This window comes from Pseudochryseolinea flava (assembly GCF_003286915.1).
Taxonomy (GTDB): domain Bacteria; phylum Bacteroidota; class Bacteroidia; order Cytophagales; family Cyclobacteriaceae; genus Ohtaekwangia; species Ohtaekwangia flava.
Window position 1 is genome coordinate 1 of record NZ_QMFY01000029.1, and the last position, 25,625, is coordinate 25,625.

At 42.4% G+C, this 25,625-nt stretch carries 28 protein-coding genes; 21 read left to right on the forward strand and 7 right to left on the reverse strand.

From position 1 onward, the window contains the following. Positions 1 to 416: 416 nt before the first annotated feature. The 6 genes from DQQ10_RS27030 (at position 417) to DQQ10_RS27060 (ending at position 4,900) form a co-directional block, all read left to right on the forward strand. Entirely contained in the window at positions 417 to 956 is a 540-nt protein-coding gene (locus DQQ10_RS27030; protein WP_112750082.1) for a hypothetical protein, read from the forward strand. 427 nt (positions 957 to 1,383) lie between these two features. Next, positions 1,384 to 1,872, forward strand: a complete 489-nt coding sequence (locus DQQ10_RS27035; protein WP_112750083.1) for a hypothetical protein — start codon at positions 1,384 to 1,386, stop codon at positions 1,870 to 1,872. A 141-nt stretch (positions 1,873 to 2,013) separates the two neighbouring features. Continuing rightward, a complete protein-coding gene (locus DQQ10_RS27040) occupies positions 2,014 to 2,547 on the forward strand; it encodes a hypothetical protein (RefSeq protein ID WP_133259783.1) in 534 nt (177 codons plus the stop codon). A gap of 893 nt (positions 2,548 to 3,440) precedes the next feature. After that, on the forward strand, positions 3,441 to 3,896 hold the full coding sequence (locus tag DQQ10_RS27050; RefSeq protein WP_112750086.1) for an HAD family hydrolase: 456 nt from the start codon (positions 3,441 to 3,443) through the stop codon (positions 3,894 to 3,896). Positions 3,897 to 3,931: 35 nt separating this feature from the next. Next, positions 3,932 to 4,396 (forward strand): hypothetical protein, encoded by a 465-nt coding sequence (locus DQQ10_RS27055; RefSeq protein WP_133259784.1) that lies wholly within the window; start codon positions 3,932 to 3,934, stop codon positions 4,394 to 4,396. Between the two features lie 276 nt (positions 4,397 to 4,672). Beyond that, positions 4,673 to 4,900, forward strand: coding sequence for a hypothetical protein (locus DQQ10_RS27060; RefSeq protein ID WP_112750088.1), 228 nt, complete (start codon positions 4,673 to 4,675; stop codon positions 4,898 to 4,900). Positions 4,901 to 5,026: 126 nt separating this feature from the next. On the opposite strand, the gene DQQ10_RS27065 is transcribed toward DQQ10_RS27060, so the two are convergent. The 3 genes from DQQ10_RS27065 to DQQ10_RS27075 all read right to left on the reverse strand — a co-directional run bounded on the left by DQQ10_RS27065 (position 5,027) and on the right by DQQ10_RS27075 (position 6,730). Next, the gene (locus tag DQQ10_RS27065; protein ID WP_112750089.1) at positions 5,027 to 5,473 is read right to left on the reverse strand and encodes an SRPBCC family protein; all 447 of its coding nucleotides are present in this window, start codon (positions 5,471 to 5,473) and stop codon (positions 5,027 to 5,029) included. A gap of 83 nt (positions 5,474 to 5,556) precedes the next feature. After that, the gene (locus tag DQQ10_RS27070; protein ID WP_112750090.1) at positions 5,557 to 6,204 is read right to left on the reverse strand and encodes a dihydrofolate reductase family protein; all 648 of its coding nucleotides are present in this window, start codon (positions 6,202 to 6,204) and stop codon (positions 5,557 to 5,559) included. A gap of 16 nt (positions 6,205 to 6,220) precedes the next feature. Then, positions 6,221 to 6,730, reverse strand: a complete 510-nt coding sequence (locus DQQ10_RS27075) for a VOC family protein (RefSeq protein WP_133259785.1) — start codon at positions 6,728 to 6,730, stop codon at positions 6,221 to 6,223. Positions 6,731 to 7,031: 301 nt separating this feature from the next. Here DQQ10_RS27075 and DQQ10_RS27080 point away from each other — a divergent pair, with 301 nt between their 5' ends. Together DQQ10_RS27080 and DQQ10_RS27085 are read left to right on the forward strand one after the other, a co-directional pair. Then, positions 7,032 to 9,050, forward strand: coding sequence for a M13 family metallopeptidase (locus tag DQQ10_RS27080; protein ID WP_112750092.1), 2,019 nt, complete (start codon positions 7,032 to 7,034; stop codon positions 9,048 to 9,050). 206 nt (positions 9,051 to 9,256) lie between these two features. Beyond that, positions 9,257 to 10,876: a S41 family peptidase gene (locus DQQ10_RS27085; protein WP_112750093.1), complete on the forward strand. Its 1,620-nt coding sequence runs from the start codon at positions 9,257 to 9,259 to the stop codon at positions 10,874 to 10,876. Positions 10,877 to 10,878: 2 nt separating this feature from the next. On the opposite strand, the gene DQQ10_RS27090 is transcribed toward DQQ10_RS27085, so the two are convergent. Next, on the reverse strand, positions 10,879 to 11,508 hold the full coding sequence (locus tag DQQ10_RS27090; protein WP_112750094.1) for a hypothetical protein: 630 nt from the start codon (positions 11,506 to 11,508) through the stop codon (positions 10,879 to 10,881). A gap of 129 nt (positions 11,509 to 11,637) precedes the next feature. On the opposite strand from DQQ10_RS27090, the gene DQQ10_RS27095 reads away from it, so the two are divergent. The 7 genes from DQQ10_RS27095 to DQQ10_RS27125 all read left to right on the forward strand — a co-directional run bounded on the left by DQQ10_RS27095 (position 11,638) and on the right by DQQ10_RS27125 (position 16,625). After that, positions 11,638 to 12,819 carry a WG repeat-containing protein gene (locus DQQ10_RS27095; RefSeq protein WP_112750095.1) on the forward strand — a complete coding sequence of 394 codons (1,182 nt, stop codon included), beginning with the start codon at positions 11,638 to 11,640 and terminating at the stop codon, positions 12,817 to 12,819. A 141-nt stretch (positions 12,820 to 12,960) separates the two neighbouring features. Further along, positions 12,961 to 13,389 carry a hypothetical protein gene (locus DQQ10_RS27100; RefSeq protein WP_112750096.1) on the forward strand — a complete coding sequence of 143 codons (429 nt, stop codon included), beginning with the start codon at positions 12,961 to 12,963 and terminating at the stop codon, positions 13,387 to 13,389. Further along, positions 13,380 to 14,345, forward strand: coding sequence for a wax synthase family protein (locus DQQ10_RS27105; protein WP_112750097.1), 966 nt, complete (start codon positions 13,380 to 13,382; stop codon positions 14,343 to 14,345). The genes DQQ10_RS27100 and DQQ10_RS27105 overlap by 10 nt, the downstream gene beginning before the upstream one ends. Continuing rightward, the gene (locus DQQ10_RS27110; protein WP_112750098.1) at positions 14,342 to 14,746 is read left to right on the forward strand and encodes a DoxX-like family protein; all 405 of its coding nucleotides are present in this window, start codon (positions 14,342 to 14,344) and stop codon (positions 14,744 to 14,746) included. The genes DQQ10_RS27105 and DQQ10_RS27110 overlap by 4 nt, the downstream gene beginning before the upstream one ends. Positions 14,747 to 14,750: 4 nt before the next feature. Continuing rightward, entirely contained in the window at positions 14,751 to 15,494 is a 744-nt protein-coding gene (locus tag DQQ10_RS27115) for a DUF2071 domain-containing protein (protein WP_112750099.1), read from the forward strand. Next, complete coding sequence (locus DQQ10_RS27120) at positions 15,479 to 16,243, forward strand: methyltransferase (protein ID WP_112750100.1); 765 nt, start codon at positions 15,479 to 15,481, stop codon at positions 16,241 to 16,243. Before DQQ10_RS27115 ends, DQQ10_RS27120 begins: the two co-directional genes overlap by 16 nt. After that, positions 16,227 to 16,625, forward strand: coding sequence for a hypothetical protein (locus DQQ10_RS27125; RefSeq protein ID WP_112750101.1), 399 nt, complete (start codon positions 16,227 to 16,229; stop codon positions 16,623 to 16,625). The genes DQQ10_RS27120 and DQQ10_RS27125 overlap by 17 nt, the downstream gene beginning before the upstream one ends. A 16-nt stretch (positions 16,626 to 16,641) precedes the next feature. On the opposite strand, the gene DQQ10_RS27130 is transcribed toward DQQ10_RS27125, so the two are convergent. Both DQQ10_RS27130 and DQQ10_RS27135 read right to left on the reverse strand, forming a co-directional pair. Beyond that, positions 16,642 to 17,550: a PorP/SprF family type IX secretion system membrane protein gene (locus DQQ10_RS27130; protein WP_112750102.1), complete on the reverse strand. Its 909-nt coding sequence runs from the start codon at positions 17,548 to 17,550 to the stop codon at positions 16,642 to 16,644. 10 nt (positions 17,551 to 17,560) lie between these two features. Next, positions 17,561 to 19,705, reverse strand: coding sequence for an ELWxxDGT repeat protein (locus tag DQQ10_RS27135; protein ID WP_112750103.1), 2,145 nt, complete (start codon positions 19,703 to 19,705; stop codon positions 17,561 to 17,563). A gap of 398 nt (positions 19,706 to 20,103) precedes the next feature. Here DQQ10_RS27135 and DQQ10_RS27140 point away from each other — a divergent pair, with 398 nt between their 5' ends. The 4 genes from DQQ10_RS27140 to DQQ10_RS27155 all read left to right on the forward strand — a co-directional run bounded on the left by DQQ10_RS27140 (position 20,104) and on the right by DQQ10_RS27155 (position 23,620). Then, positions 20,104 to 20,631, forward strand: coding sequence for a LytR/AlgR family response regulator transcription factor (locus tag DQQ10_RS27140; RefSeq protein WP_245970558.1), 528 nt, complete (start codon positions 20,104 to 20,106; stop codon positions 20,629 to 20,631). Further along, positions 20,628 to 22,619, forward strand: coding sequence for a tetratricopeptide repeat-containing sensor histidine kinase (locus DQQ10_RS27145; protein WP_112750104.1), 1,992 nt, complete (start codon positions 20,628 to 20,630; stop codon positions 22,617 to 22,619). Before DQQ10_RS27140 ends, DQQ10_RS27145 begins: the two co-directional genes overlap by 4 nt. 68 nt (positions 22,620 to 22,687) lie before the next feature. Continuing rightward, positions 22,688 to 22,885, forward strand: coding sequence for a hypothetical protein (locus DQQ10_RS27150; RefSeq protein ID WP_112750105.1), 198 nt, complete (start codon positions 22,688 to 22,690; stop codon positions 22,883 to 22,885). A 111-nt stretch (positions 22,886 to 22,996) separates the two neighbouring features. Beyond that, positions 22,997 to 23,620 carry a DUF4272 domain-containing protein gene (locus DQQ10_RS27155; protein ID WP_112750106.1) on the forward strand — a complete coding sequence of 208 codons (624 nt, stop codon included), beginning with the start codon at positions 22,997 to 22,999 and terminating at the stop codon, positions 23,618 to 23,620. Between the two features lie 35 nt (positions 23,621 to 23,655). Here the strand turns inward: DQQ10_RS27155 and DQQ10_RS27160 are convergent, their stop codons facing one another. Continuing rightward, positions 23,656 to 24,459 carry a PhzF family phenazine biosynthesis protein gene (locus DQQ10_RS27160; RefSeq protein ID WP_112750107.1) on the reverse strand — a complete coding sequence of 268 codons (804 nt, stop codon included), beginning with the start codon at positions 24,457 to 24,459 and terminating at the stop codon, positions 23,656 to 23,658. A 237-nt stretch (positions 24,460 to 24,696) separates the two neighbouring features. Between DQQ10_RS27160 and DQQ10_RS27165 the strand changes: the two genes are divergently transcribed. Both DQQ10_RS27165 and DQQ10_RS27170 read left to right on the forward strand, forming a co-directional pair. Then, positions 24,697 to 25,050 (forward strand): VOC family protein, encoded by a 354-nt coding sequence (locus DQQ10_RS27165; protein WP_394342007.1) that lies wholly within the window; start codon positions 24,697 to 24,699, stop codon positions 25,048 to 25,050. A gap of 2 nt (positions 25,051 to 25,052) precedes the next feature. Then, positions 25,053 to 25,493, forward strand: coding sequence for a hypothetical protein (locus DQQ10_RS27170; protein WP_112750108.1), 441 nt, complete (start codon positions 25,053 to 25,055; stop codon positions 25,491 to 25,493). Positions 25,494 to 25,625 lie beyond the last annotated feature (132 nt).

Genomic DNA, 25,625 nt, shown 5'->3' on the forward strand with positions numbered 1-25,625 from the left:
TTCCTGCTCGTTTAAGATCCCAATGATCTGTGCTTCTGTGAATCTTGTTTTTTTCATAACGCTTTTTCAGATGGTTAAAGTTAAAAACTCTAATTTTAACCTGTTCTAAAAAACCAGCCAGGTACCAGCGGACTCCAAAAGGAAAGACAGAAAGTCGAAGACTGTGCGTTTTGCAACACAGATAGTAAAGGAGGCGTGTCACCGGTTGTCACGCAGCAGCGGCAATTTGCAATGCATGGAGTAAAGAATTTTCTACATGTCGCGCGGTGTACCATAAAAAAGTTATCAACGATTTTTGAAGGGGAATCGTGATTTGTAGGCGAATTTCGAACTTACAAACGCGAATGTTGCTATAAGGAAATATCAGGTAATTGTATATATTCGGATGTTGTGGGCAATGCCGCTGGACAAATAGGATGAAAACAAAATTGATAGCTATTGGATTAACAGTCTTTGTCGTTGAGACATTACTTTTCGGGCTTTGGATCTATCTCAACAAACCGACACCAGATATTTCAATAGCTCTTATTGTAATCATTCCGTTCATATTCGGATTGAGTATATTAATTGGACTCTTTCTTCTTTGGTTCAAGGTAGGACATCTGGCAAAAATTGCATTTTTAAATTCGATCATTGGACCATTGATATTTTACTTTCTCTGGACTATGTGGTTTGACGGCTGGAGAGAAAGGAACTACAAGGAGTATTCATTCAATATTGACAGTGTGAAATTTGAAGTATCATTATCAAGGACAAGTAATTATTTTTCAATTTCTGACATAACAAATCAGCCTAACGGTTCGACAACCGGACTTTTCTTTGGAGAGTATCAAACTAAAGGTGACACTATAATACTGGTTGACGGACAGACTAAAATGAAAATAACGAACAATAAACTATTTTCATTTCCTCAATCAGAGACAGAAATTGAACTTAGTGAAGTAACGGACAGGTGACAATTGGAAAGAGTAGTGAAAGCGGCACAGCCCACAACAAAGTGTTCCATGAATAATCCCTTTCGCTAACGTCAAGACGAATTTACTGTTTCTATTCTCACGATGCATATTAAAATTCATTTTTCTACAAATGCTGTATTCAAAAAAATGAACGCTCTGTCAAGGGTGGGCGCGTAATTCGCCTGTGCGATATGGAGCGTTACGTGGCGTTTGAGGCGTGATCCGTTACTGTTGTGATCTCTCACATACGCATGACTTTGTACAACATAAGTACGCCGTACGTTCCGGATTTATTTGCACACTGGAAATTGCCACGTCCACGAGGTGTTGTACCCGTCGAGCATTTTTTATCTTTGTGATCAACAGGAAACTCCCTTAATCCCTTAATGACTCGACTGCGGTAAACGGCATCGGACAAATTTGAAATATGAAAATACTGACAACAATAAAGCTGTGGATCATTGCCATTTCAGTCTCTGGACAGGATTTGAAGTCAGACACGACAGCTTTTCAGAGAAATCTTGACAGATTCATAAATAGGGAATTTTCGACTTTGACTCCTGATACTACTTTAAGCCGGCTAAAATCAAAGTATGGCGTGAATTTTAATACTCTAGGGGAATGCTTTCTGATCTTCACGAAAGGAAACTTAGATGAACGTGGAGTGGCAAGCATGACGGTTAGGATTCGGGAAATCGCAAGACGATTCTTTGACGAGGGAACACCGATATATTTATCAGTTGGAGGAAGTCAAAGTGCAGAATGGACTGCAAAACAAAATGAGAAGAACAAGCGCGGCAATTTGATATTCGTAAGTTTCGGTAATTATTGTGTCGTGGAGAAGAACGACACTGAATTCGAAACCCTTTTTAATAGAAAGACACTGGAGCTACTTGGAATCGAAAGCGTGGAGTGATCCAGCCAACCGCTAACAAAGAGATCCAAACATAATCGCTTTTGCTAACGTTGAGACGAATTTGAATTTATCTTAGTGACTAACGTAACGGTTCTGCGACCTAAGCTGCAATCCTTGAGTGATTCGACTCATGCCTATTTTATGAACAGAAATATTATCCTCCTTATCGGCTTATTTTTTTCTAGCTGTTCCAATAATAGCTACATGACTGGTGGAAAATACTCACCGATAATTAAAGGCCCTGTTAACAACTGGGGCACTTTTAAGTACAAGAACGTGAAAGGATATGTTACCCGAACACCTTGGGTATATGAGTTGGTGGCAAATGACACGTTAACTAGCCTGGTGTCTGAACGATTCGAAATTTCGTTGACGGCAAATCAAGAAAAAAAACTTTTTGAAATTTTAAACAAGGTAGAAGCCGACGTAGAATATGCAATAACGGACTGTTTTTACCCGCGCCACGGATTCGTATTCTGGGACAGCGTTGGACGACCGTCAGCGCACATTTCTATTTGCTTCGAATGTAATAAGCTTCAGGCTCAACCGGAATTAGATAAATTTGATTTAGCGGAGCTCAAAATTTTTTGCCGCGAAATTGGATTGCCTGTATTTGATAACGCAATTAAACATAAAGATTACTTCGACTCACTGGACAGGAAAAACAGTCACTAATGCAGGGGTGAATACTTGTGAATTCATCTCCCTATAAATGCCGTATTTGAAAAAATGAACCGAGATAGATGAACCAAATGGAAAAAGAACGACCATTGATAAACGTCCTTATAAACCATCATTTTTGTTGTAAGGATTCAACCACTGGCAGTATCTTAAACATTCTAGATACATCTTTTACAGATTTTTTTTGTTTCATAATAACTTCGATTGGGACTTTCTGTTCAATTACGAAATTGAAAAGAATAAAAAACGCTTTTTGCTGTTCGATAAAATAGGTAGCTGGAATTATTTAGTTTGGAATGTTTTTGATTTTAATGGAACTGAAAAACTAGCACTTAGTCTTTCTGAAAAACTTAATACAAAAGTATATTATTTCTTTATTGATCCTTGGATTCTTACTGCGCGTTGGGTTTTGGGCTGATAGCGGGCAACTTCTAAGATCATATTATGAAAGTCACGACCAAGTACTTGTCGATAAAGGTCATTTTGAAATAGAGGAAAAAATAAGAGCTGAATTGGAACAACGAAAAAATCCCTTTTGGGAAGATAAATTCTGGCAACTTTATGAGAAGACTTGCCAATCAATTGAAGTGATTAATCGAAGCGTAAGTGTCAAAGCAATTAAAGGAGAGCTTAAATGAAAACGCTGTGGCGAAGCTGCTGCACAAAGTAGACGTTAAATAAAAAGACATGAAAAAGTTATTGATTTTATTAGGCATACTTGACGTTATGACGTTGATTCTGGATTTGGAGCGATTACTCAGTTACCGAGTGCCCTGACTAATTTTCCAACTGCATCCCATTCCACAACGTAGTATTAAATCTGCCGGCAGTTTAATTAATGGCGTGTGCATAATCGACCTCGCAGCAATGACCGCACCTAGCGAAACATGACAATTTCATTTGACTTAGACGATACTTTAATTCCAGGGACAAAACGTTTTGATACTGAAAAGCAGACTATTGTTCAGCGACTGTTGCGACTTGAAAAGATTCGACTGGGAACAATTGAGCTCTTTAAAGCGCTTCGAAGTCAAGGACATCGAATTTATATCTACACCACTTCGTTTCGGTCGATATTACAAATCAGATTGACATTTTATTTGTATGGCATTCCAGTCGATACCGTAATCAATCAACCACGACACGATAGAGAATTGGGAGAAAATAAAACAAGGACATCCAAGTTCCCTCCCGCGTTTCACATAGATGTGCACGTTGACGATTCACCAGGACTGAAAATCGAAGGCGACAAGTACAATTTTCGGACAATCATCATCAGCGAGCAAGACCGAACTTGGGTACGCACTGTTTTAGAGATGTGTGAAACGCTGGAGCATACATAATGAGATTCAAGAACAACAATAAAAAAACAAAACTAATGAGTCGAGCGAAATTCTTAACAATGCTCGCGCTGATGTTCAGTTCGTGCTCTGGCGTTACGCGACTGGATAGCGACGACTTTACCGATGTTGATTCACGAATAGATATCCTGGAAAAGGAGGTGCGTGTTTTTTCTGAAATTCATGATGCTGAATTTGAACTTTTTAACGTTAACGGATTCCAAAGCCAACGTCAGGGATTCACAATTCCAGGAGCATCTTCTGGGGATTACAAATTTGTAGTTAAGGTGGACACCGCAGACATAAAGAAATGGACCGAAGGAATGGTGAAACTAGATCTGAATCACGACGACGATAGTTGGACAAAGGAAATAGTAAGCGCGCGCGCTGAGCATTGGAAAACAACTTGTGAACCATCATACTATGGTCGACAAGGTGATGACGTTGAACTGGTACTGTTTCGCGAGAACGGGATAATTTTTAAAAGAATAATTATTAACTAGATGGGTGTTGAGCCTACTTTCGGTTCACGGTTCACCATCTTAACTGTTAAACTGTTATCTGTTAACTGTTATGGGTTTTCGGTTATCTGTGAAACTTTTAACTTTTAACTTTTAACTTTTAACCGTTCGCCGTCATCTGTGAACCTGTGACATTCAACCCAGACCCATTCCCACCGCCTGAAATCCGCCGTTCACCTCCCGGCGCCCTGAAATGGCCTTTTTTCGATACCCTCGTGCAACTAAACTCCCGTTATTTACATCATAATCGCACAGCCTATGAAAACGACATCTAACATCCAGCAGCAATATTCGAGCAGTAAAGCTTCGGGCCATGTATTGATGGTGATGACAGGTATCTTCATCGCGGTTATTTGTTCTTTTGTGTTGGCGAAGGAAATGAATTCGCGTCGCGAGGAGGCCAGCATCACAAAACCTGTAGCGGTTACGTCAGTGTTCGATTTCCAAGTACGGACGTCAATCTCTATCGGATCTTTGTTTAAATAGCGAGATGTGGGGAAGTAACTTTCAGTATCTGAATTACGGACACGAATCTAATTTGTAATCAAAAAAAAGCGATTTCGGGAAACGATACGTCTACCAAAATCGCTAAGTGCTTATGCGAACACCGCGTTAAGCATCGGGTATCTCAGGCTCGACGAGTTTCATTAATTTTTCAAGCGACTCTTGCCATCCTAAATAGCACATCTCTGCAGGAATTGCCGCCGGAATTCCATCTTGTGTGATTTTGATTTCAGTACCAGCAATCGTCTTTTTGAGCGACACCGTCGTGACAATCTCGCCTGGTAAATTTGGATCGTCGAACTTGTCGGTATATTTCAAAAATTCATTGGGCTTGAGTTCTACATACTTTCCGCCGAAGGAATGACTGCTACCCGTTGAGAAATTGGTAAACGACATTCTGTACGTGCCACCAACTTCAACTTTCATTTCGTGTACGGTGCAAAGAAATCCATACGGAGGTATCCATGAAGCAATGGCTGTTGCATCTGTAAATGCGCGGTATACTTTTTCAGGAGATGTTTTCAACATTCGATGAAGTGAAACACTGTTAGACATAGTGGATATTTTTTTATTTGTCCTACTCTTGAGGCTTTTCGGTACGCCCGTTTTTTGATGTGGTACTGCTCCACTTTTTATCGTTAACCTTTTTTCTTTAGCACCACGTGAGTTGCGGATTTACCATTAACCGTTTTGATATCGGTGAATCCGAGCTTGGGTAAATCGATATCAGTAAAAAAATGTTCGCCAACGCCCAACAACACCGGTGCTATGGCGAGGTGCATTTCGTCAATTAGACCAGCTTGTAAAAACTGCCGGATTGTGGAGGCGCCACCACCAATGCGTATATCCTTCCCGTTGGCAGCTTTCTTGGCCTGTGCAAGTGCCGCGTCGATTCCATCTTTCACAAAGTGAAAGACAGTTCCGCCCTGCATCGTGATCGATGCTCGCGGATGATTTGTGAGCACAAATACAGGAACATGGTACGGTGGATTTTCACCCCACCAACCTTTCCATTCATCGTCTTTCCATGCACCGCGAATGGGCCCGAACATATTTCTGCCCATAATCCAAGCGCCGATATTGTCAAACGACTTTTCTGCAAATTCATTGTCGCTGCCTTCGGTCCCTTCCTCATTACTCATCATTTTCTGGAACGTCTTTGTTGGGAAAATCCATTCATGCAATTGCTCACCTCCCTTGCCCAAAGGATTTTCTAGACTTTGATCGACACCTGCGCCAAATCCGTCTAATGAAACAGAGTATGCTGCTACTTTTACTTTACTCATAACGTCAACTTTAAAACTATTCTTGTAATGATTTGCTTTTACGTTCCATCTGTTCAATCGCGCGCCACCCTTCTGGGGTGATGCCCATGATTTCTGTTACCGTACCAAATGTTTTGTAGGTGTCGAAGAAAGCCATGCGCGCAATGGGATGGTCCACTTCGCTGAGCAGTTCGTATCCACGGTCACGCATGTTGCTGGTGATCTTCTCAAACTCATGGACAGGAAAACGAAATGCGGTGTGTTGGATACCACCCTCGGGATGTTTGGTAAGAAAATCATGAAACATACTTTGACCTGAAACCGGCTGCACCAATTCGATGAACGTGCCGCTGTAGGTTTGTGTGGTGAGCATTTCAGCATCAACCACCTTTCCGCGATATGTCATATGTAGATCTTGCGCCCGCACAGTTTCTACCTTTGGAAATCCAACGATGCCAAGCGCGGCAAATGCATTTATCGTAGCGTGAATATCCGGTACTACCCAACATGTTTGTGCAAACTCCCCCGCGATGATGATGTCGTTCATAATGAATTGATTTAACGTCAACAAAAGTAGCGTAGCGTTTCCGTATACTGCAGGTGTATATGCGTCAATTGGCGTGGTGTTTTGCGACCTTTTTGCATAGAACAAACACAATGTGGTCTGCACTTAAATATATATGAAGTATCGCTCACGGTGTAATAGCCGACCCACAATCGGATAAATATTTTCGCGACATGTTAAACCATCATGGTGTTAAGTTCATCATTAGGTTTCGCCGTTAGTCCAAAAAACGGGAATAATGTTTTCGATAAAAAATATCTTACTTGCAGAAAATTAACCTACAATGAATAGACTCATTAGCCTCATTCTCGTCGGCGTTGCATTGGCGGCGTGCGACAAGCCGGAAGCGCCGCGTAAAGCATTTGTCGACGTAGCCGGTTTGGACAATACCATTAAACCTGGCGACGACTTTTTTCGCTACGTAAACGGCAAGTGGTACGATACCGCCACGATAGATCCTGACCAATCTGGTGTCGGCTCCTACATGTTTCTCAATATTCCTCAAAAGAAACTTCTTCAACGTATTCTCGACAGTATCTCCAGCGGTAGCAATGCACCAGGAAGCATCGAGCAGATCGTCGGTGATTTTTATGCATCAGGAATGGATACAGTTCAGATCGCCAAACGTGGCTATGAACCGCTGCAGCCCGCATTGAAACGCATCGACGCTATTACAGATGCAACGGGTGTATTAACTTTTGCGAGTTCGGAATCAACTGTTGGTAATGCGTCGATCTTTGCCTTTTATGTCTTCCCCGATAATGAGAACAGTGGTATGAACATTGGGCATGTATATCAAACTGGAATAGGCATGCCCGACCGCGACTATTATTTTAAGTCGGATGCGGCAACGGTTGCTGTGCAAGAGGCATATCAAAAATACATTGCTAAGTTATTTGAGTTAACGGGTTCTGACGCAGCAACGGCTAGCAAGTACGCCACCCTTGTGTATGGAATTGAAAAACAACTAGCAACGTCACATAAGACGAATGTAGAAATGCGTGATATCAATGCAAACTACAATAAGATGAAAATCGCGCAACTCGAGAAGATGCATCCAAATTTGCGTTGGCCCCAGCTCCTTGAAAATCTCAGTGCAAAAACGGAAACGATCGATGTGGCACAACCGAAATACTTCGAGAAACTGAACGCGTTGATTAAATCTATTCCAGTGAATGATTGGAAAATTTATCTGAAAGCATTTACGCTGAAGAACTATGCTGATGTACTGAGTAAACCATTTGTCGATGCGTCATTTGAATTTTCAAAAGTGTTGACAGGGCAGGCAAAGCAAAAAACACGTAAGCAAGTCATGACCGCTGGTGTTGATAATTGGCTTGGCCAAGCATTGGGTCAGATCTATGTGAAGAAACATTTTAATGAAGCTGCGAAAAATCGTGTATTGGATCTGGTGAATAATTTGCAGAAGGCTTTCGAGGTTCGCATTAACAACCTTGATTGGATGAGCGACAGTACAAAAATTCAAGCCAAGGAAAAGCTTCATGCGATCACAAAAAAGATTGGCTATCCGGATAAATGGAGAAGTTATGATAAAGTGCAAATCGATCGATCTAAATACTTCGAGAACATTATATCGCTGAATAAAAATGAGTGGGCTTTTCAATTGCAGAAGTTAGACAAGCCGGTTGACAAATCGGAGTGGATTGTTCCTCCTTCGACGGTGACTGCTTACTATAATCCTTATTTTAATGAGATTGTTTTTCCTGCAGGAATTTTGCAGTTCCCGTATTTTGATTTCGAAGCAGATGATGCGATCAACTATGGTGGTATTGGCATGGTGATTGGCCACGAACTGACGCACGCGTTCGACGATCAAGGTGCGCAGTTTGATAAGGAAGGAAATGTGAAGAACTGGTGGACGAAAGAAGACTTGGAGAAATTCCAGGCGAAGACGAAGCGAGTTGTTGATTTGTATAGCGGATTTACAGTGTTGGATAGCGTTCATATTAACGGTGCGTTGACACTAGGGGAGAACACGGCAGATAACGGCGGTGTAGCAATTGCATATGATGCGTTCAAACTTACGGCACAAGGAAAAGATACAGTGAAGATTGACGGGTTTACACCCGATCAGCGTTTCTTCCTTTCAATTGCACGCATCTGGCGCGTAAAAACACGTGACGCATTTTTAAGAACGTATGTGACGAATGATCCCCATTCTCCAGCGATGTGGCGCGTGAACGGACCATTGATGAGTCTTGACCCGTTCTATAAATCGTTCAATGTACAAGCCGGTGATAAACACTACTTGCCAGATGATGAGCGAATCAAAATTTGGTAAGTGATAACAATAAGTAAGGCCCAGGTAAAACTGGGCTTTTCTTTTTTTGGACTGCTGGCCAATGGTGGAGCCTTTGTTGTTTGTCAATGTGCAATAAGTTTGATTATTTTTAAGGAATCTGTCTTAGGGAAATGAGCAGAAACGTTGCCAACCACATGCTATGGATGCTCATTTAAAACTGTTAGGTAATAGTAATTCTTAGTCTTATGAAAAGGATTGTTACGTATTTATTGCTTTGTTTTCCATTGGGGCTTTTAGCGCAGAATGCATCATCCACCGTTCCGGAAACAGATGCGCTTCACAAGTTGGAGGTCGCACTGGAGAAGGGACAGTATGAAATCTCCCATTACAACACGGCTTGTTATTTTTCGCTTGCTGGTAAATCCGCGTTGGCATTTACCTATCTGGAAAAAGCAGTTGCAGAAGGCTTTTCTGATCTAAAGGTTATGGAGAACGACGGCGACCTTTTCTCATTGCATCAAGATGCGCGATGGCAAGAGGTATTAAAGCGTGTTCAACAGAATAAAAAGGAAAGAGAAAAAACGTCGGAATTATTCTTCAATCAAAAATTGTTTTGGGATTCTGAGCATTTTGTGACGCCATACGCCCAGAATATTTCAGACGAAGAAAAAATTGCGGGCCTATCGAAATTGTGGTCGGAAGCGAAATACAATTTTGTGAATTTCGATTTGATTCCCAACGTAAACTTCGACTCCCTTTACTTTGCCTACCTGCCTCAGGTAAGAGGATCTAAATCGACGTTAGAATATTATTTAATTTTAGAGTCGTTCTTTGCCAAACTCAAGGATGGACATACCAATGTTTTTATGCCTCGAGAACTAACGGACTCTGTATATGCTAGACCACTCATACGAACGCGATTAATAGAAGGCAAAGTGTTGATCGTTGGTGTTCATGACCCCACGCTCAGCAAGCTTGGTATTGCTATTGGTCAGGAGGTTGTTACTGTAAATGACATTCCGGCGAAAGAATACGCTGCTAGGTATGTTACACCGTATCAATGTGCGTCAACACCTCAAGACTTGCAGACCCATTCTTTTGAACATGCATTTTTGCGTGGTTCGTTGTCGCGTCCGATAAAGCTACAGCTTCGCGATGCCACCAACAAGCTTCATGAGCATACGATCTTTCGGGTAAAGCCAGCGGAGCGTTCCAAGAAATTGCGCACACCCACCTTCGTTTATAAAGTGCTTCGGGGAAACATTGCCTATATAGCACTGAATACTTTTAGTAACGATTCATCTGCCATTGAGTTCGCATCTAAGTTCACGGAAATTTCAAAAGCAAATGCAATCATTTTCGATGTTCGAAATAACGGTGGTGGAAATACGACCCCCGGATGGAACATTCTGAGTTATCTCATTGATCAACCCAATGAAGTTCATGCCTACTACACGAGAGACTATAAGCCGACTTTCAGAGCGTGGGAGGTCGATCAGCAAGTGGATATCTTTAAGAGTAAGATTTTTCCTAATAGAAAATGGTTATATACAAAGCCCGTTATCGTGTTAACAAGTGCGAGAACATTTTCCGCCGCAGAAGACTTTGCTGCAGCTTTTAAAACACTTAACCGCGGAAAACTACTTGGAGAGGCAACAGGGGGTAGTTCAGGACAACCACTGATGATACAACTTCCCGGAAACGGATCGGCACGCATTTGTACAAAGCGCGACATGCTTGGTAATGGCGAAGAGTTCGTTGGTAAAGGTATTCAACCTGATCACCGGGTTGCCCCGACGATTCAGGATGTCAGAAAAGGAATTGACACGGAATTAGAAGCAGCACTCAAGATCTTACTAAAATAGTCCTACCGTGGCGATACAATTGCATTGCTTGGAATCTTAAAAACATCATCACTCAGTGTTACGTGGTCCACGCGTGTTGCACGGATCACAACGGTAAACATGGGAAACTCCGTATCGCTACGAAGGAACAACGATTTTTCAATGGCTGCGATTTTATAGTGGTCGTCGCGTTTAAAATTTGCAAACCACAGTGGATCGATGACGATTGAATCTGAATTGTAATATTCTGTGGTGTAGTAGTCAGTGTAGCGGATCTTAAGTTTATGACATGATACGCCAAGTACTTTTTCTTTTTGCTTGGATATCTGTAAGTCCTTGATCGATTCAATTCCTTCTAGGCTGCAATCATACCAGAAGATTGTATCGTTGGTGCGCTTCTTAACGTACAGCCGATTTTCTTTGCTACGGTACATTTCAAATTCGGTTGAACTGCCATCATAGTCTCGACGGAGATTGCCGTCTTTGAAATATAATGTTGATCCGTTTCCGACTGTTGTTTGCAAATCGTTTACGTCGACGTCCAGCGACTTCGATTTTACTTCAAACGTGTATAATATTTTTCCTTCAAAGAATACCTGTCCCATCATGATATGTGGCAACATGGCCAGCGCGACGATAACCGTGAGTTTCATTATTGCAAAGTAGATGTTTTTCTCGGTGACGCACTAGCGTGTTCTGATGTTTTAGACGTAATGTTGCCTTGTAGAATGCAATTTATTTCTTATTCAATTGTTTATCTTGCCCGCAAAAAATAAGATGTTATGAGGATTGGTACGACTGAATCGCGCGGTGTTGTGTTGATGGCTTTGTTGTTATGTGGTATCTGTGCAGCCGTACTTGCACAAGACAAAGTGCTCCTGGTACCGTTCCACGCAAAAAATGGTTGGGGCTATAGCGATACATTGGCAAATGTCGTCATAAAACCAGAAGCTTACGACTCTGTCGAGTTCTTCGATTGGTATGCCCTTGCAAAGGTTTATCGTGGTGGCAAAATAAATGTGATTGATGCGCAAGGAAAAAGATTGCTGAAGGAAGATTGTGAGTCAATCATGTCACATGGTGGAGCGGTGTGGCAACTGGTAAACAACAAGATGGTAGGTTTGTATGATGCGGAAAAGCGCCGTTATGTTCTTGATGTTTTATACGATAACGTGCAAACGTACAATGACAAGGTGAGGGTCGTGATAAAGAAGCAGAAATTCGCGCTATTTACAACGGCGGGAATTCAGTTAACACCGTTTAAGTTCGATTCAATCGCCGACCAATTTAACGATTATATGGTGGCGTATGTCGGTCGCAAGCTTTTTGAAATTAATTACGCCGATGGTAAGATAACGCCGGTTAAAAAGGTCCGGATATCGGAAGGCACAGGTGATGTGTTAGGGTTTGCGGAAGTAGCCCCGGGAGATGAGGAGCGTAACACGGCGACGCAAGAGTTTGTCGACCGTATCAAACGCGAATATACGTTAGACTCTATGAACGCTACGCCCATCGATTTCGGTGGTGTCTTTGGTAGTAGAATTTATGTATACCAAGTGTACGCGAAAGGAAAAACGGCTTATCTGTTTTGGAACGAACGCCGCATTATGTCAATCAAATATGCCGCACTTTCAGAACTATACCTGGATAATGGACAGTTCTCAATGATTGCTGCATTGGGTGGAAAATACGGTGTGATCAATCAAGACGAGCAAGTTTTGGTTCCCTTCCAATACGATGGCTTACACACGCTCACTCCAAGTTTCGTGTATACGATAAACGCAGGCAAAACGGGCGTTTGGATTTTTAACACGGTTTACCCGCCAATCAAATGCCACTATGATTCAGTGAAGCTGGAAACGCGGCTCAACGTGCATAGCCGATGGTCATTCGTCATCTTTAGGGTCAAAAAAGGAAATACCTGGGGATATGTAGGTGAAAACGGTGTTGAATATTTTGAATAGGTCTTTATAGTCGAACGTAGTCATTATCTGTCTTTTACTGACAGGGTTTCAAAAAATCAATAATATATTCATTATTAAACTTTCAATACTTTTTGAAAGTTTAGGTTATTTGTGTTGATTTACTAAATAAATCAAATCGACATGGGTAATGTTGGGCTTGAAAAACTGATCTTTTGGAGTGGTATTGGCCACTTTGCGCTTTGTTTGGGAAGCCTTCTCATTCCCAAAGTCCTACAGTGGCGCTTGCACCTTGGGGGGTTAAAACCACTCTTGCGTCAAATCTTCTGGACGTATGCGGCCTACATTCTGGTGATTAATTTTTTCTTTGGTGTTATCTCGGTCTTGGGACCTGACGCATTAATTGATCATTCATTCCTCGCGAAAAGCGTCACCCTTTTGATTGGCGCATATTGGCTGACGCGGATTGTTATTCAATTTACATACTTCGATAAAACTGACGCACCAAAAGGAGTACTCTACACTGTCGGCGAAGTTGCGCTCGTCGCGATGTTTACCGTTTTTGCACTGACATATCTGCTGGCATTTTTATACAACTACCAATGGATTTAACCTGGTTGACCATATCATTCTATGCATGTTTGCTGACCATAATCGGATATTATCTTCCGAACATGCAAGACAAGTCGCATGCGAGAGCGATCGCGTGGGTAATCGCGGTGTCGACCGTACTATTCTCGACGGCTGTTACTTGGCATTACGGTGCGTTAGCGCGCATGCTTGTGATCGTATTCTTGCAACTTCTTTCGATGAAAATAATTGTGAGTGTCGAAAGCTATTCGGGTAACAATAAACTTACAATCACCCAGTGGTGTGCATTTTCTCTAGGTTGGTTTGGGATGCGTCCCACGCTGTTCGAGAAATTTCCAAGTCGATCGCTACCGTTTGTTGATCTGTTTATCAAAGGCTTATCGCGAATTGCGATTGGATACATATTGTTATATGCTTCATTTTTTCTCGAACAAAAGTTGCGAATTGCTTTTTTCTTGCCACAGCTATTGTTGCTGGTGGGTGTGAGTTTCATGCTTCATTTTGGGGTGTTGAATATTTCAACAGCAGGATGGAGAAATTTGGGCGTGGATGTTTCTGAGCTATTCAGATCACCATACAAACCACGTTCCTTAAAAGAATTTTGGGGAAGAAGATGGAACCTTGCTTTTTCTGAGATGACGGCATTGATTGCATACAAACCATTGAAAGACAAAGTTGGTGTTACCTATGCCGTAACGATTTCGTTCCTCTTTTCAGGATTACTTCATGAGATTGCAATTTCTTTGCCAGTGAATGCCGGATACGGTTTGCCGATGATTTACTTTATCATTCACGCTGTAGCCATGCAACTGGAATCAAAATCGGCAATCGTTCAGAAAATTGTTAATCATCGAATCTTTGCTCACGCGTGGGTGATGACTATTCTTATTATTCCTATGCCTTTGCTATTTCACACTGCCTTTATGGAACGCGTGATGATTCCGCTAAGAGATATAATGCTAGGGCCGTTAATATGAGAGCAAATAAACAATATACGATCCTTTACTGGTTCATTACGATTCTCATTAGTATGATTTGGCTTGTGAATGGGCTTTGGTGCAAAGTGCTCCATGGTGTTCCGCGCCATGAGGAAATCGTTGCGCGAATACTGGGCCAAGCGTATGCACCGCACTTGACAGTCGCGATTGGCTACGCCGAGATGTTGATGGTTGTTTGGATATTGACGGGCATCTGGAAAAGATTTTGCGCGGTCTTTCAAATTGTTTTAGTGGGCGTCATGAATATAATAGAATATGTGCTCGCTCCGGATCTGCTGTTATTCGGAAGAATGAACATCGTGTTTGCGTTGCTGTTCATGGTTGTTATCTATGGTAATCAATTTATACTGTTGCAGAAAAAGCAAATGGAAATAAAATAGTGTTATGCTAGATTTCTTGAAGAATCACCCGTTTGCAGTTGAAAGCCACTTCGATACTTCATTGGTGTTGACTTATGCAGTGCCGTGTGAACAACTTGAAAAGTTTATTCCCGAATGTTTGACGTTGGATACCTTTCAAGAGAAGTGGGCCTTCGTTGCTGTCGCCATGGTACAGACCAAACACTTGCGACCAAAGGGATTTCCTAAAATACTGGGCAATGATTTTGTACTTACGGGCTATCGGATTTTTGTGAAGTACAACACGAGTTATGGAAAACGTCTTCGTGGACTTTACATCATCAAGTCGGAAACGGATAAGACGAAAATGGCGTTCCTTGGAAATATTTTTACACACTATAATTATACAACGACAGACATTCAGTTTACTAGCACGCATGGAATGATCGAAGTACATTCAGTAAAATCGGCTTTGTCGGTTAGAGTGAAGGACGATGTGATGGATGTTTCGTTGCCATCAATGTCACCTTTCAAGGATTGGAAGGAAGCCCGACGATTTGCGGGGCCATTGCCCTTTACGTTCACCTATGATGCCGCGAAAAAGGAAGTGTTAATCATCGAAGGTGTTAGAGAGGATTGGGTTCCTACGCCGGTGGAAGTGTTGGAAAGTCGTGTTGGTTTTATCGAGTCGTTGTCGCTAAAAGGAGCTGTATTGGCGAATGCGTTTGTGATCCACAACATTCCGTACTATTGGAAAAAAGGAAAAAGAGATTTATGGAAACCGTCGTGAGGAAACCATTTCAAGGTGTGTTAAACATCGTGCGTTTTAATTGGCACTTCTACTTAATTGCCAGCGCGGTTGTTGTTGCACTTTTTATTCTCTGTGCTTTTGTTGATAGCGCAATGTATTGGATCTACATCACCGTTGCTGCTGTTATTGTACTTGCCACCGCCATTTCGCTTTCGGTTTCATATTATGTATATGATCGGTCGCGCTTATACGATTTCTCTTGGTTTGAGCGTATTCATTTACCACAGCGCCTCATCAATATTCATGCTGGCTTCGATGAAACCAGTGCGGTTATTAAAGCGCGATTTCCGCTGGCAACACTCAGCGTTTTTGATTTTTACGACCGTGAAAAACATACAGAGATTTCGATAGAAAGAGCACGCAAGGCTTATCCGCCGTTTGAAGGTACTATGAAAGTAACAACGGATACGCTACCGTCTTCTGCTGGGTCTGCTGATGTGATCTTTAACATCTTCGCGTTACACGAAGTGCGGCTGCGCGAAGAACGAATTCAATTCTTAAAAAGACAAGTTGAGCTGTTACACGACGATGGACAATGCATCGTTGTCGAGCACCTTCGCGATGTTCCAAATTTTTTGGCATATAACATAGGATTCTTTCATTTCTACTCACGGCGCGAATGGAACGCAAACTTTCACGAAGCTGGCTTACATCTCGATACACATTTTAATATCACTCCTTTTGTTTCAGTTTTTATTCTAAGAAAACGACATGGAAATACACCTTAAAATAACTGGCACTTTGCTGATCTTACTTGCGTTGATGCACATCGCTCTTCCAAAATATTTCAAATGGAAAGAGGAGTCGCGAGCACTGTCGCTTATTACACGCCAGATCTTATATGTCCATACGGTGTTTATCGGCATAACGTTGCTCCTGATGGGACTGCTATGTTTGTGCTATTCGCATGCGCTGATCCATGAACAATTGGGACGTGTGATACTGTTAGGTTTGTTTTTGTTCTGGTTACTCCGGTTGTTTTTTCAATTCTTCGTCTATTCACCCAAGTTGTGGCGCGGAAAACTATTTGAGACGACTGTTCATATTATCTTCTCGTCGCTCTGGATTTATTTTACATCGGTATTTGTGATGAGCTATCTTGCACATTAAGTACAAGTAAATAACGTCAGTGGGGCTTAAATTTGGTGTCGTGATTTTTTAAGACGGCGAGCAAGAGTCCCACCGTGAATTCATGCGTCGTGAAGCCGGTGATGGTATTCTTGGTTACAGGGATCTCGAATACATATCCGAAGCGCAAGCGTTCTTTTACCCGCGTCTGCAGCAGCACACCACAACTTTTGAGATTTCTCGTGAACAGCCCTGCTGTATGCAAATGATGGAAATGGAAGTTTACGCCAAGGTCAACGGAAGAAGATGCACCTTCAACTTTTCTCAAGAGCACGGTTGGTTGTACACATAGGTTAGGATTGGCTTCTATCGCATAACCGGCAAAGAGGTAGTAGTGCTGTTTGTAGACAGCAAAAGAACCGCTTTGAGTTTTAATTGTTGCCGGGAGCATGCGCGGAACCGATAGGCCCAAGGTTAATTTTTTAGTCCGGAAAATAACCCCTGCACCGATGTTAAAACGTGTAGCGCTGCCGTTGTCACTGAATGCGGGATCATCCACATCATAAGGTGTTAGTGCACTATAATCGTTTTTGAAGTTCATCACGCCAGCCTGCATTCCAAAACTAATAAATCGTTGGTTGCCGAGATGCAATCGATAGGATACTACGCCGTTGAACTCACCGTTGGTAACAGCGCCAAGTTTGTCTTGCGTAATATTCACGCCAATACCGATTCGGTTTTCTGCCAATGATATCGATCCATTTATGTGTAGTGTTTTTGGTTGTCCTTCAAGCGCTGTCCATTGTGTTCTATACGACGCATTCAGTGTAAGATTGTTGTTCACGCCGGCATGTGCAGGATTGATCACGATCGGATTCAATAAGTATTGCGCATAGATTGGATCTTGTTGTGCATAGAGCGCCAACATCGACCCTGAAAATAGGAATGACAGTATAAGCTTTTTCATGAAATGAAGATTAGCGTTTTAAATAAAGAAATCCTGACTTGTCCGGACGATCTCCTTCGAATTCTATCTTGTAATAGTAAGTTCCGCTTACAAGCTCTTTGTCGTTATTAGAAAGTCCTCTGAAGACTCGCGTTGTGTTGTCATAATCTTCTACTTGAAACACAACATCACCCCATCGGTTGAAAATCGTTACTTTGTTTTTCTTGGTTTCTTCCAATGTGTCGATATATTGAATGAAAAGAAAATCATTCTTGCCGTCGGCGTTTGGCGACACGGCGTTGTACATTACGATGTCCGCCGATACGATGATCGTTATCTCTTGCTGTGCACACATTGATTCGCTGTCGCACACCTGAATTGTTATCCGGTCTTCGCCTGCGAATTCTGACGAAGTATAATCGACTGTAAGTATGCCGTTGTTGTCGATAGATGCGGGTGTGTTGCTAACGGGTAATTGAAGAATGGACAGTGACGTAATATCAATGTTGTTGTCTACATCGCTGACGATTGTTTTTAAATCGAGTACAGCCTTCCCTTTGACTTTTGTCGAGAGTGACGACGGCTTAATGGTGGGCGGTAAGTTAGTACTGCATTTGGAAGGCGTGATGGTAGCACTATTTGTAAAGACATCGGTTGCCTCATCGCCGGATATCTGGCAACGATATTGTCCTGCACTTCCGTTGGATAGGTCTACTGCGATGGCTAGTGATGACGTTGATACACCGTTGTAAATTGAATTATCACTTAAATCCACATACGTTGTTCCGTTGAATTTTTGCCATCGATAGGACAGATTGGATGCGCCGTTAGCGCTTGCCGTCAATGATACGCTAGATCCAGTGCAAACCGTTTGTGTTGTCGGATGCGATGCAATGGTAATGACAGCGGCGCTCATGGTGAACTTACAAAGTTCAATACCCTGTGATGCATAATTCGCGGCAAGATAAATAGCAGATTTGTAGACGACCGCAATTTTTTCATTGCCGTATACGGACACTTGTGGCACGATTGCTTTTGTACCGGCCGAGGTTCCGTCGCTTTCGTACATCAGACCATTTTGATTCCCTGCAGTATCGAACCAATATAACTTTCCGTTGAATTCAATCGGCGGATAATTCGGATAACTACCAGCACCCTTAAGTTGAATTGTCCCTCCGGATGTACCATCGGTTTTGTATAATGCACCATCGACAGTAAAGAAGTATACTTCATTTTTGTAAACGAACATGTTTCGTAATGAAGAATTCGCAGCTCCTGGAAATATGTCTTTTACTAACGTGGTTCCAGCAGAGGTTCCATCTGAAACCCAAAGTTCATCACCATGTGTATTATCAAATGCTGAGAAGTAGATCTTATTATTCGCACTGACGATATGCGCAACATTTACCAATGCTTTCACAAGTTGCGTCCCTGCCGTTGTCCCATCACTTACCCATAGACCTTGCGTTGTGTTGTCTTGAAATCCAAAATACATTTTGCCGTTGTGAATGGCCCATGAATCTGTACCAGGTCCCAATGTGAACCCGCTCTTGATCAGTTGTGTGCCTGCAACGGTACCATCGCTTTGCCACAGTCCATAACCACTTCCTGTGTTGCCGCTGAAATAAATCTTGTTATTGAAAACTTCATAGGTGCTGTGTCCGATTGGTGTAGCGATCACATTCAAATTGATCGTTCCAGCGTTCGTGCCATCGGTAACCCATAGTCCTTTATTGTTGGCCAAGGATGGTGCCCAGAAAAAAAGTTTTCCGTTGCAATCGGTTAAAAAGGTTGGGTTGGTGCTTTCTGATCCGGCGCCGATATCTTTTACCAACACCGTACCAGTAGTGGTGCCGTTGCTTTTCCATAGTTCGCCACCATGCGTTCCGTCGTCATAGCTAAAATACAAGGTGCTGTTCGACGGTGTAAGATGCCAGATGGTTCCTGATCCCGCTGAAGGGCCAACTTCCCTGGTTCCTACCGACGTTCCATCAGATGAATAGAGCTTCCCTGGCGTTGTACCCAGCGAGAAGTAGAGGGTGTTGTCTTGAACTACAAGGTAGCGCGGATACGCATGCGCGCTGCCGACGTTGAGATCTTTTATCAAAGATAGATTTTGCGCTAAAACGTTGCACGCTGCAATGAGGAGCAACGCCAAGAGGTAAATTCTTTTCATTTTTCTTCAACTTTTATCATGAGCACATCAAGCCAAACGGCGATCAAAAGTAAAGTGCGTTGTTACGTCGTGCTGAGATAATAGATGAACGACAGTTTTAATAGATCAGCAACAGGCACAGCTTTAAAAAAGCTATATTTACGCTTGTCAGGCAGGGGATTAAAATCGGTTTTTGGCTGCCAGTTTTCGACTTAACCTGCCACACTTCAAAGTTTGCGTGAAATGAAAGACACCATTCGCTGTATCGTCGCCGATGATGATGAAATCGATCGATTGACATCGATTTCGTTCATAGAGAAGTATCCATTCCTGGAAGTCGTTGGCGTTTTTAGTAACGCTACAGTGTACTCGCAGCGATTGATCGGTTATCAGTTGATGTATTGTTTCTGGATGTCGATATGCCAGAAGTTTCTGGGTTGGAACTACGTGCGCGTCTTCGTCATATTCCTGTGTGTATTTTTATTACCTCGTTCTCTGAATATGCACTCGAAAGTTTTGAGAAAGAAGCGTTTGATTTCTTACTAAAGCCTTTGAAGAAAGACCGCTTTGAGTCAACGATTGCGCGCTTGAAAGAATATTTCGTGTTACGTGACAAAGCGGCACAACTCGATGAACAGCAACAGGCAGAAACAATCTTCATTAAAGATGGACATACAAAAATTAAAATAGCCCTACAAGATATCCTTTACCTAGAGGGACTGAAAGACTATACGAAGATTGTAACGACAGAAAAGAAGTATTGTGTGTTATCATCGATCGGAAACCTTTTGAACGAAGAGGCTTTTAAATCCTTCAGTAGAGTTCACCGAAGTTTTGCTGTACGGAAACAATATATCACAAAAGTGAACGCGTCGAGTGTAGTCATCAATGGTACTGCAGTTGTTCCATGGGGGCGGGCATATAAAGATGCGCTGGCAGACTTATGAGTAGACGCCTACTTGTTATTCCATTTATTTTGTCGATCACGCTAACGTTGTCAGCGCAGCATTCTGTCGTGGATTCACTTGTTCAACGATTGACTGATGTCGAGAATGACACCTTAAAAGCAAGACTTTACAAATCTATCGTCGAGCAAACTGCCCTGTATAATCTTGACACCGCCGCACAATATGCTTCGATCGGATTGGATCATGTTAAAAAGATGCAGTGGAAAAAAGGCATTGCCGTCTTTCATAATCTCGTTGGTATGATCTACGGCGACAAGGGTTTATACGTTGAAGCGATTGCGCAATATGAGCGTGCATTAACATTGCACCGCGAAAATCACGACGACTATAATGAAGCGAATACACTCAATAATATCGGCACGGCATATTCGCGTCAGGGTGTTGCCGAGAAAGCAAATCGCGCATATTTCGACGCACTGGCTATTGCTGAAAAAATAGGTAACGACGAATTGACTGCGTTGTGTTTAAATAATATCGCGATTGTATATTTTGACCAGAACCATACCGATAAAGCGATTGAGTATAATCAGAAAGCGTTCGATGTCTATCGACATAATGATAACAAGAGCGGTATGGGTGAAGTTAGTTTGACGCTGGCCAATATTTTTCTCGTGCGCAAGGATTCTGCAAAAGCAATCAACGCTTACAATGAAGCGTTAACATCGTTTGAAGCTGAGCAGGATGAACTCAAAATTGCGACTGTACTCACGAACTTATCGATGTTGTATGGCCAAACCGAGAAAAATATTAGCTACAAACTCAAGGCTCAAGAAATATGGGATCGCGTTAGCCCAGCTTACCCCATTTCGATTACAAACCTTGGAAACATCGGCTTATTTTATCTCGAACAATGTAAGACGAAAGCACATGGAGATCGTATTCGATTACTGTCAAGTGCAGATAAATATTTACAACGTGCCTTAACGCTGAGCAAAGCTTCGGGTACCATTTCTGGCTATGTTTTTATTTTGGGATCGATGGCCGAGTTGGAAGAGGAAAAAGGAAACTTCAAGGCAGCATATCACTACAGTAAATTATATCATCATCTTAATGACTCGATATACTCGCAGGAAAGTAAAAACAAGATTGCAGCGATTGAAGGTCAACGTGAGGTAGCCCTGCGCGATCAACAGCTTGCATTGCATCAGCAAGACCTTGCCATAAAAAGAGTTCAGATCATGGCGCTTATCGCTGGCGTTGTTTTGTTTATCGCTATCGGATTTCTCCTCTATCGTCAGAATAGGATCCGTAGGAAAACAAATGCAAAGCTGCTGCAGCTTAACGCGCGATTGGAAGAAGCAAACAATATGAAAATGAAATTCTTTGCAATTCTCAGTCATGACCTCCGTGCGCCAGTTGCGAGATTGATCAACTTCCTTCACCTGCAGAAAGAAAGCCCACATTTGTTGACATCTGACCGTGTCGTTTCACATCAACAAAAGATCGTTGTATCGGCGGAGAATTTGTTGGATGATTTAGAATCAATATTGCTGTGGTCAAAAGGGCAAATGGAAAATTTTAAACCGTCCTTCGTGCCGGTTCCGGTGCGCGATTTGTTCGACCGTCTTCAGCACTCATTTGCTTCGTTGGATGGTGTCTCTATTGTTTTTAAGTCGCCTGGCGAGGCAGTCGTTCTAACAGATTTTAACTTTGTTTATACGATGATGCACAATCTCACAACGAATGCCGTGAACGTTTTGAAAGGTAAGGTCGACGGCAAAGTGGAATGGTCGTGTTTAACAAATGGCGAGGCCATTTATCTTTTTATTGAAGACAATGGCCCCGGGTTGCCAGCATCTTTTAGGTTGGAAGATTCGGGTAGTAAAATCATTAAAAGCTCGTCGACTGGCTTTGGTCTTTATATCATCCATGATATGGCCAAAGCAATCGGATGCGAAATAGACGGCGCAAATAGACCCGACGGTGGTGCTCAGTTTAAGTTACGTTTCAGAAGAAGAGACTGTTAGAAGATGTTTTGCGTTATTGTCGTCGTGTTCTAAATAAGTGATTATTTTTGTATCGAAATATTATTGCTATGACCGCCAGAGAAATCATGAAGCTAGAAGCGACGATTCGCATGAAAATGGAAGAAATAAAAAAGCAACGCGTGAGCTTGAAAGATTCTGGTATCGGCGGCTTGATGAATAGCTTGAAAAAAGCGGATGAAGCCGCATATGAAAAGATTCTTCCCGACTACAAGAAAATGGCAGCCGACTATAATCTTTTTAAATAGATCGCGTTGCTAGTAAATATCATCAACAAGAAGCCTGCTTTCCAGCGGGCTTTTTTATTGACACTGTATTGATAATTTGATTTGGATGATGATATTGTATCAAATTGAAATATGACAGCTGTTGAAAGGAAGGAAAATAGCGAACAACGTTTGGCGCAACTTGGAATTCACATCGTTGACCAACTACCGCCCATGGAAGAGGAGGAAGCTATCACGATGCAGTCCCCACAAGCAATCGCGGAACGAATACTCATACTCACTTATTTAAATTGTATCGTCGTCGACGAAAATCTCAAGGCGGAAGTCGTCGGTTTTTTACATCAAGAAAATCTTTGGGAAAAAGCATCCGACGAAGAAAAGAAATTCTTTGAGCAGGATTCACTTACGGAGGACGACGCTGTGAAAATCGGCTGGCGTGCGGAATCAATTTGGCTGCTGCTGTGGGTGATCAACAAAGTTGAGTACCTCGATCTGCCAGCAAGCGAAGTTAATCTCAACGACATTTTTATCTGCCTTCCACCGTTCATGACAAGCACGCGTGAGTTTATCGAGTCAGCCACTATAAGATCGACCGCAGAAGTACTAGATCAATCAGATTTTATCTTTAGGCTAACGTGGGTAATACAAAAGGAACAATCTGGAGGATCGAATGAAATGACCTTTAGCCCAGGTGTTTCTTACGAAAGACATTTCGCAATTACCTGGGCAACGGGTGTACGACAAACGTGGGATTAACGTCTGTCTCCCATCAGCATCACGGATTCTATATTTCAGTAGCTCAGAAATGTTCCTTCGAGAACGATAACCGCCGTCCCGTAAATCATTACATGATCGTCATGTAGCTCAGCAGTCATGAACCCTGTACGTTCCGAAGATTGAAAAGCTTTGAGCGTTTTCTTATGCAAGCGTTGTGACCAGTATTTCGTGAGGAACGTATGCACTACACCCGTAACCGGATCTTCATTCGTTCCTGCCCACGGCCAAAAGTAACGGTAGTGGAAATCGAAATCGGCATTGTCGGATGCGGCAGTGACCAACACGCCATCTGCTCCTTCATACGATTTTACCAACGCGCCAAAATCTGGCTGCAAGTTCAAAAGTGTCTTTGCGCTGTCGATTTCGAGAATGATCATCTTGGTGTTTTCACAATAAGAAGAAGCGACAACAGATTGTAGTCCTAGTGCTTCCAACATTGTTGATGGTACCGATGTTGGTTTTGTTTCGTATATCGGAAAACGCATCGCCAGTTGCTGCCCCGACTTTGTTACCGTTAGCGCAACCCCATTAACGTTCTCGAATGTTGCAGTGGTTGCATCGGTGGTGGTGAAAAGAATTTTAGCAGCCGCCAATGTTGCATGACCGCACAATGGAATCTCCTGCTTTGGCGAGAAGAAACGAATGCTATAACGGTTTTCCTTTGTGAGTGATTTGACAAACGCTGTTTCTGAAAATCCAATTTCTTTTGCAACGTTTAACATTTGTATTTCGCTCAACGATTCGGTCAAAAGGCATACACCTGCGGGATTCCCTTTAAAGACTTTGTTAGTAAAAGAATCAACAAAATAAGTTTTCATGTGACCTTAAACCACGAATGGCCGCTTAGAGTTTCGTTTATACTTAGAAGTTTCTTTTTTTTACTTCATCACGGCGGCAGGAGTATTCATCACGGCCGCTTTCCTTTTATCAGCAGGTACAAAAATTTACGCATCCACGAAAAGCAAATATTATGAATGCGACAACAATGCTGAGAGGAATGGCGACCGTCAGCTTTTACGACGATGATGTGAAAGCTGAAGTGGTATGCGACCTTACTGGGCGTAGAGCCTTACTTTGAAAGGCCGGATTCCGAAAATCCAGGCTATGTGGAATTTCGACTTGGAGATTACCAACACGAATTGGGGATTATCGACCGTAAGTATGCGCCGAAAGATGCGCTGAGAGGTCCCGGCGGTGCCGTTGTATTTTGGCATGTTGACGATGTTTCTTCTGCCCTTGAAAAAGTGAAAGCTATGGGCGCACGCGAGTATGAACCACGTATTGAAAGGGAAGCCGGATTCGTCACTGCGTCGGTGATTGACCCATTCGGAAATATTCTTGGGCTGATGTATAACCCGCATTATCTCGACATGTTGGCTGAGCACCGTAACCATGCTGTGATCATGTAGCCATGACGAAATTACATTCGAAAACTGTATCGCAGAAAATGGGCGTCAAAAAAGATTCGCGGGCGTTGCTTGTGCATGCGCCAGCGTCTGCCGTATCGACGATGCAACTGCCCGACGTAAAACAAGGCAAGCGTGTTTCAGGCGTGTACGACTACATTCACATTTTTGTAGTGACACAGGACGAACTCGATCGTCAATTTTCGAAATACAAAAAACATCTCCAACCATCGGGAACACTGTGGATCTCTTGGCCCAAGAACAAACAACGTGAAACCGATCTCAATATAAAGCACGTTATTAAGATCGGCTATGATCACGGCTTAGTGGAGAGCAAAGCCATTAGTATTGATGATACGTGGTCAGCATTGAAATTCACGCCTCCGAAGAAAGATGTCGTGTACAACAATAGCTATGGTAAACTGAAATCCACGGTTACTATATAAAAAAGAAAGAGGCTGTCTCAAAAGGGCAGCCTCTTCTTTTGTGTATGGATAAAAAAAAAGAAGAGAACGTGAGTCCTCTTCTAGTTGCAAGTCGTTATCTTGCTTGTGTGTACTAAAACAAAAGTAGTCTTT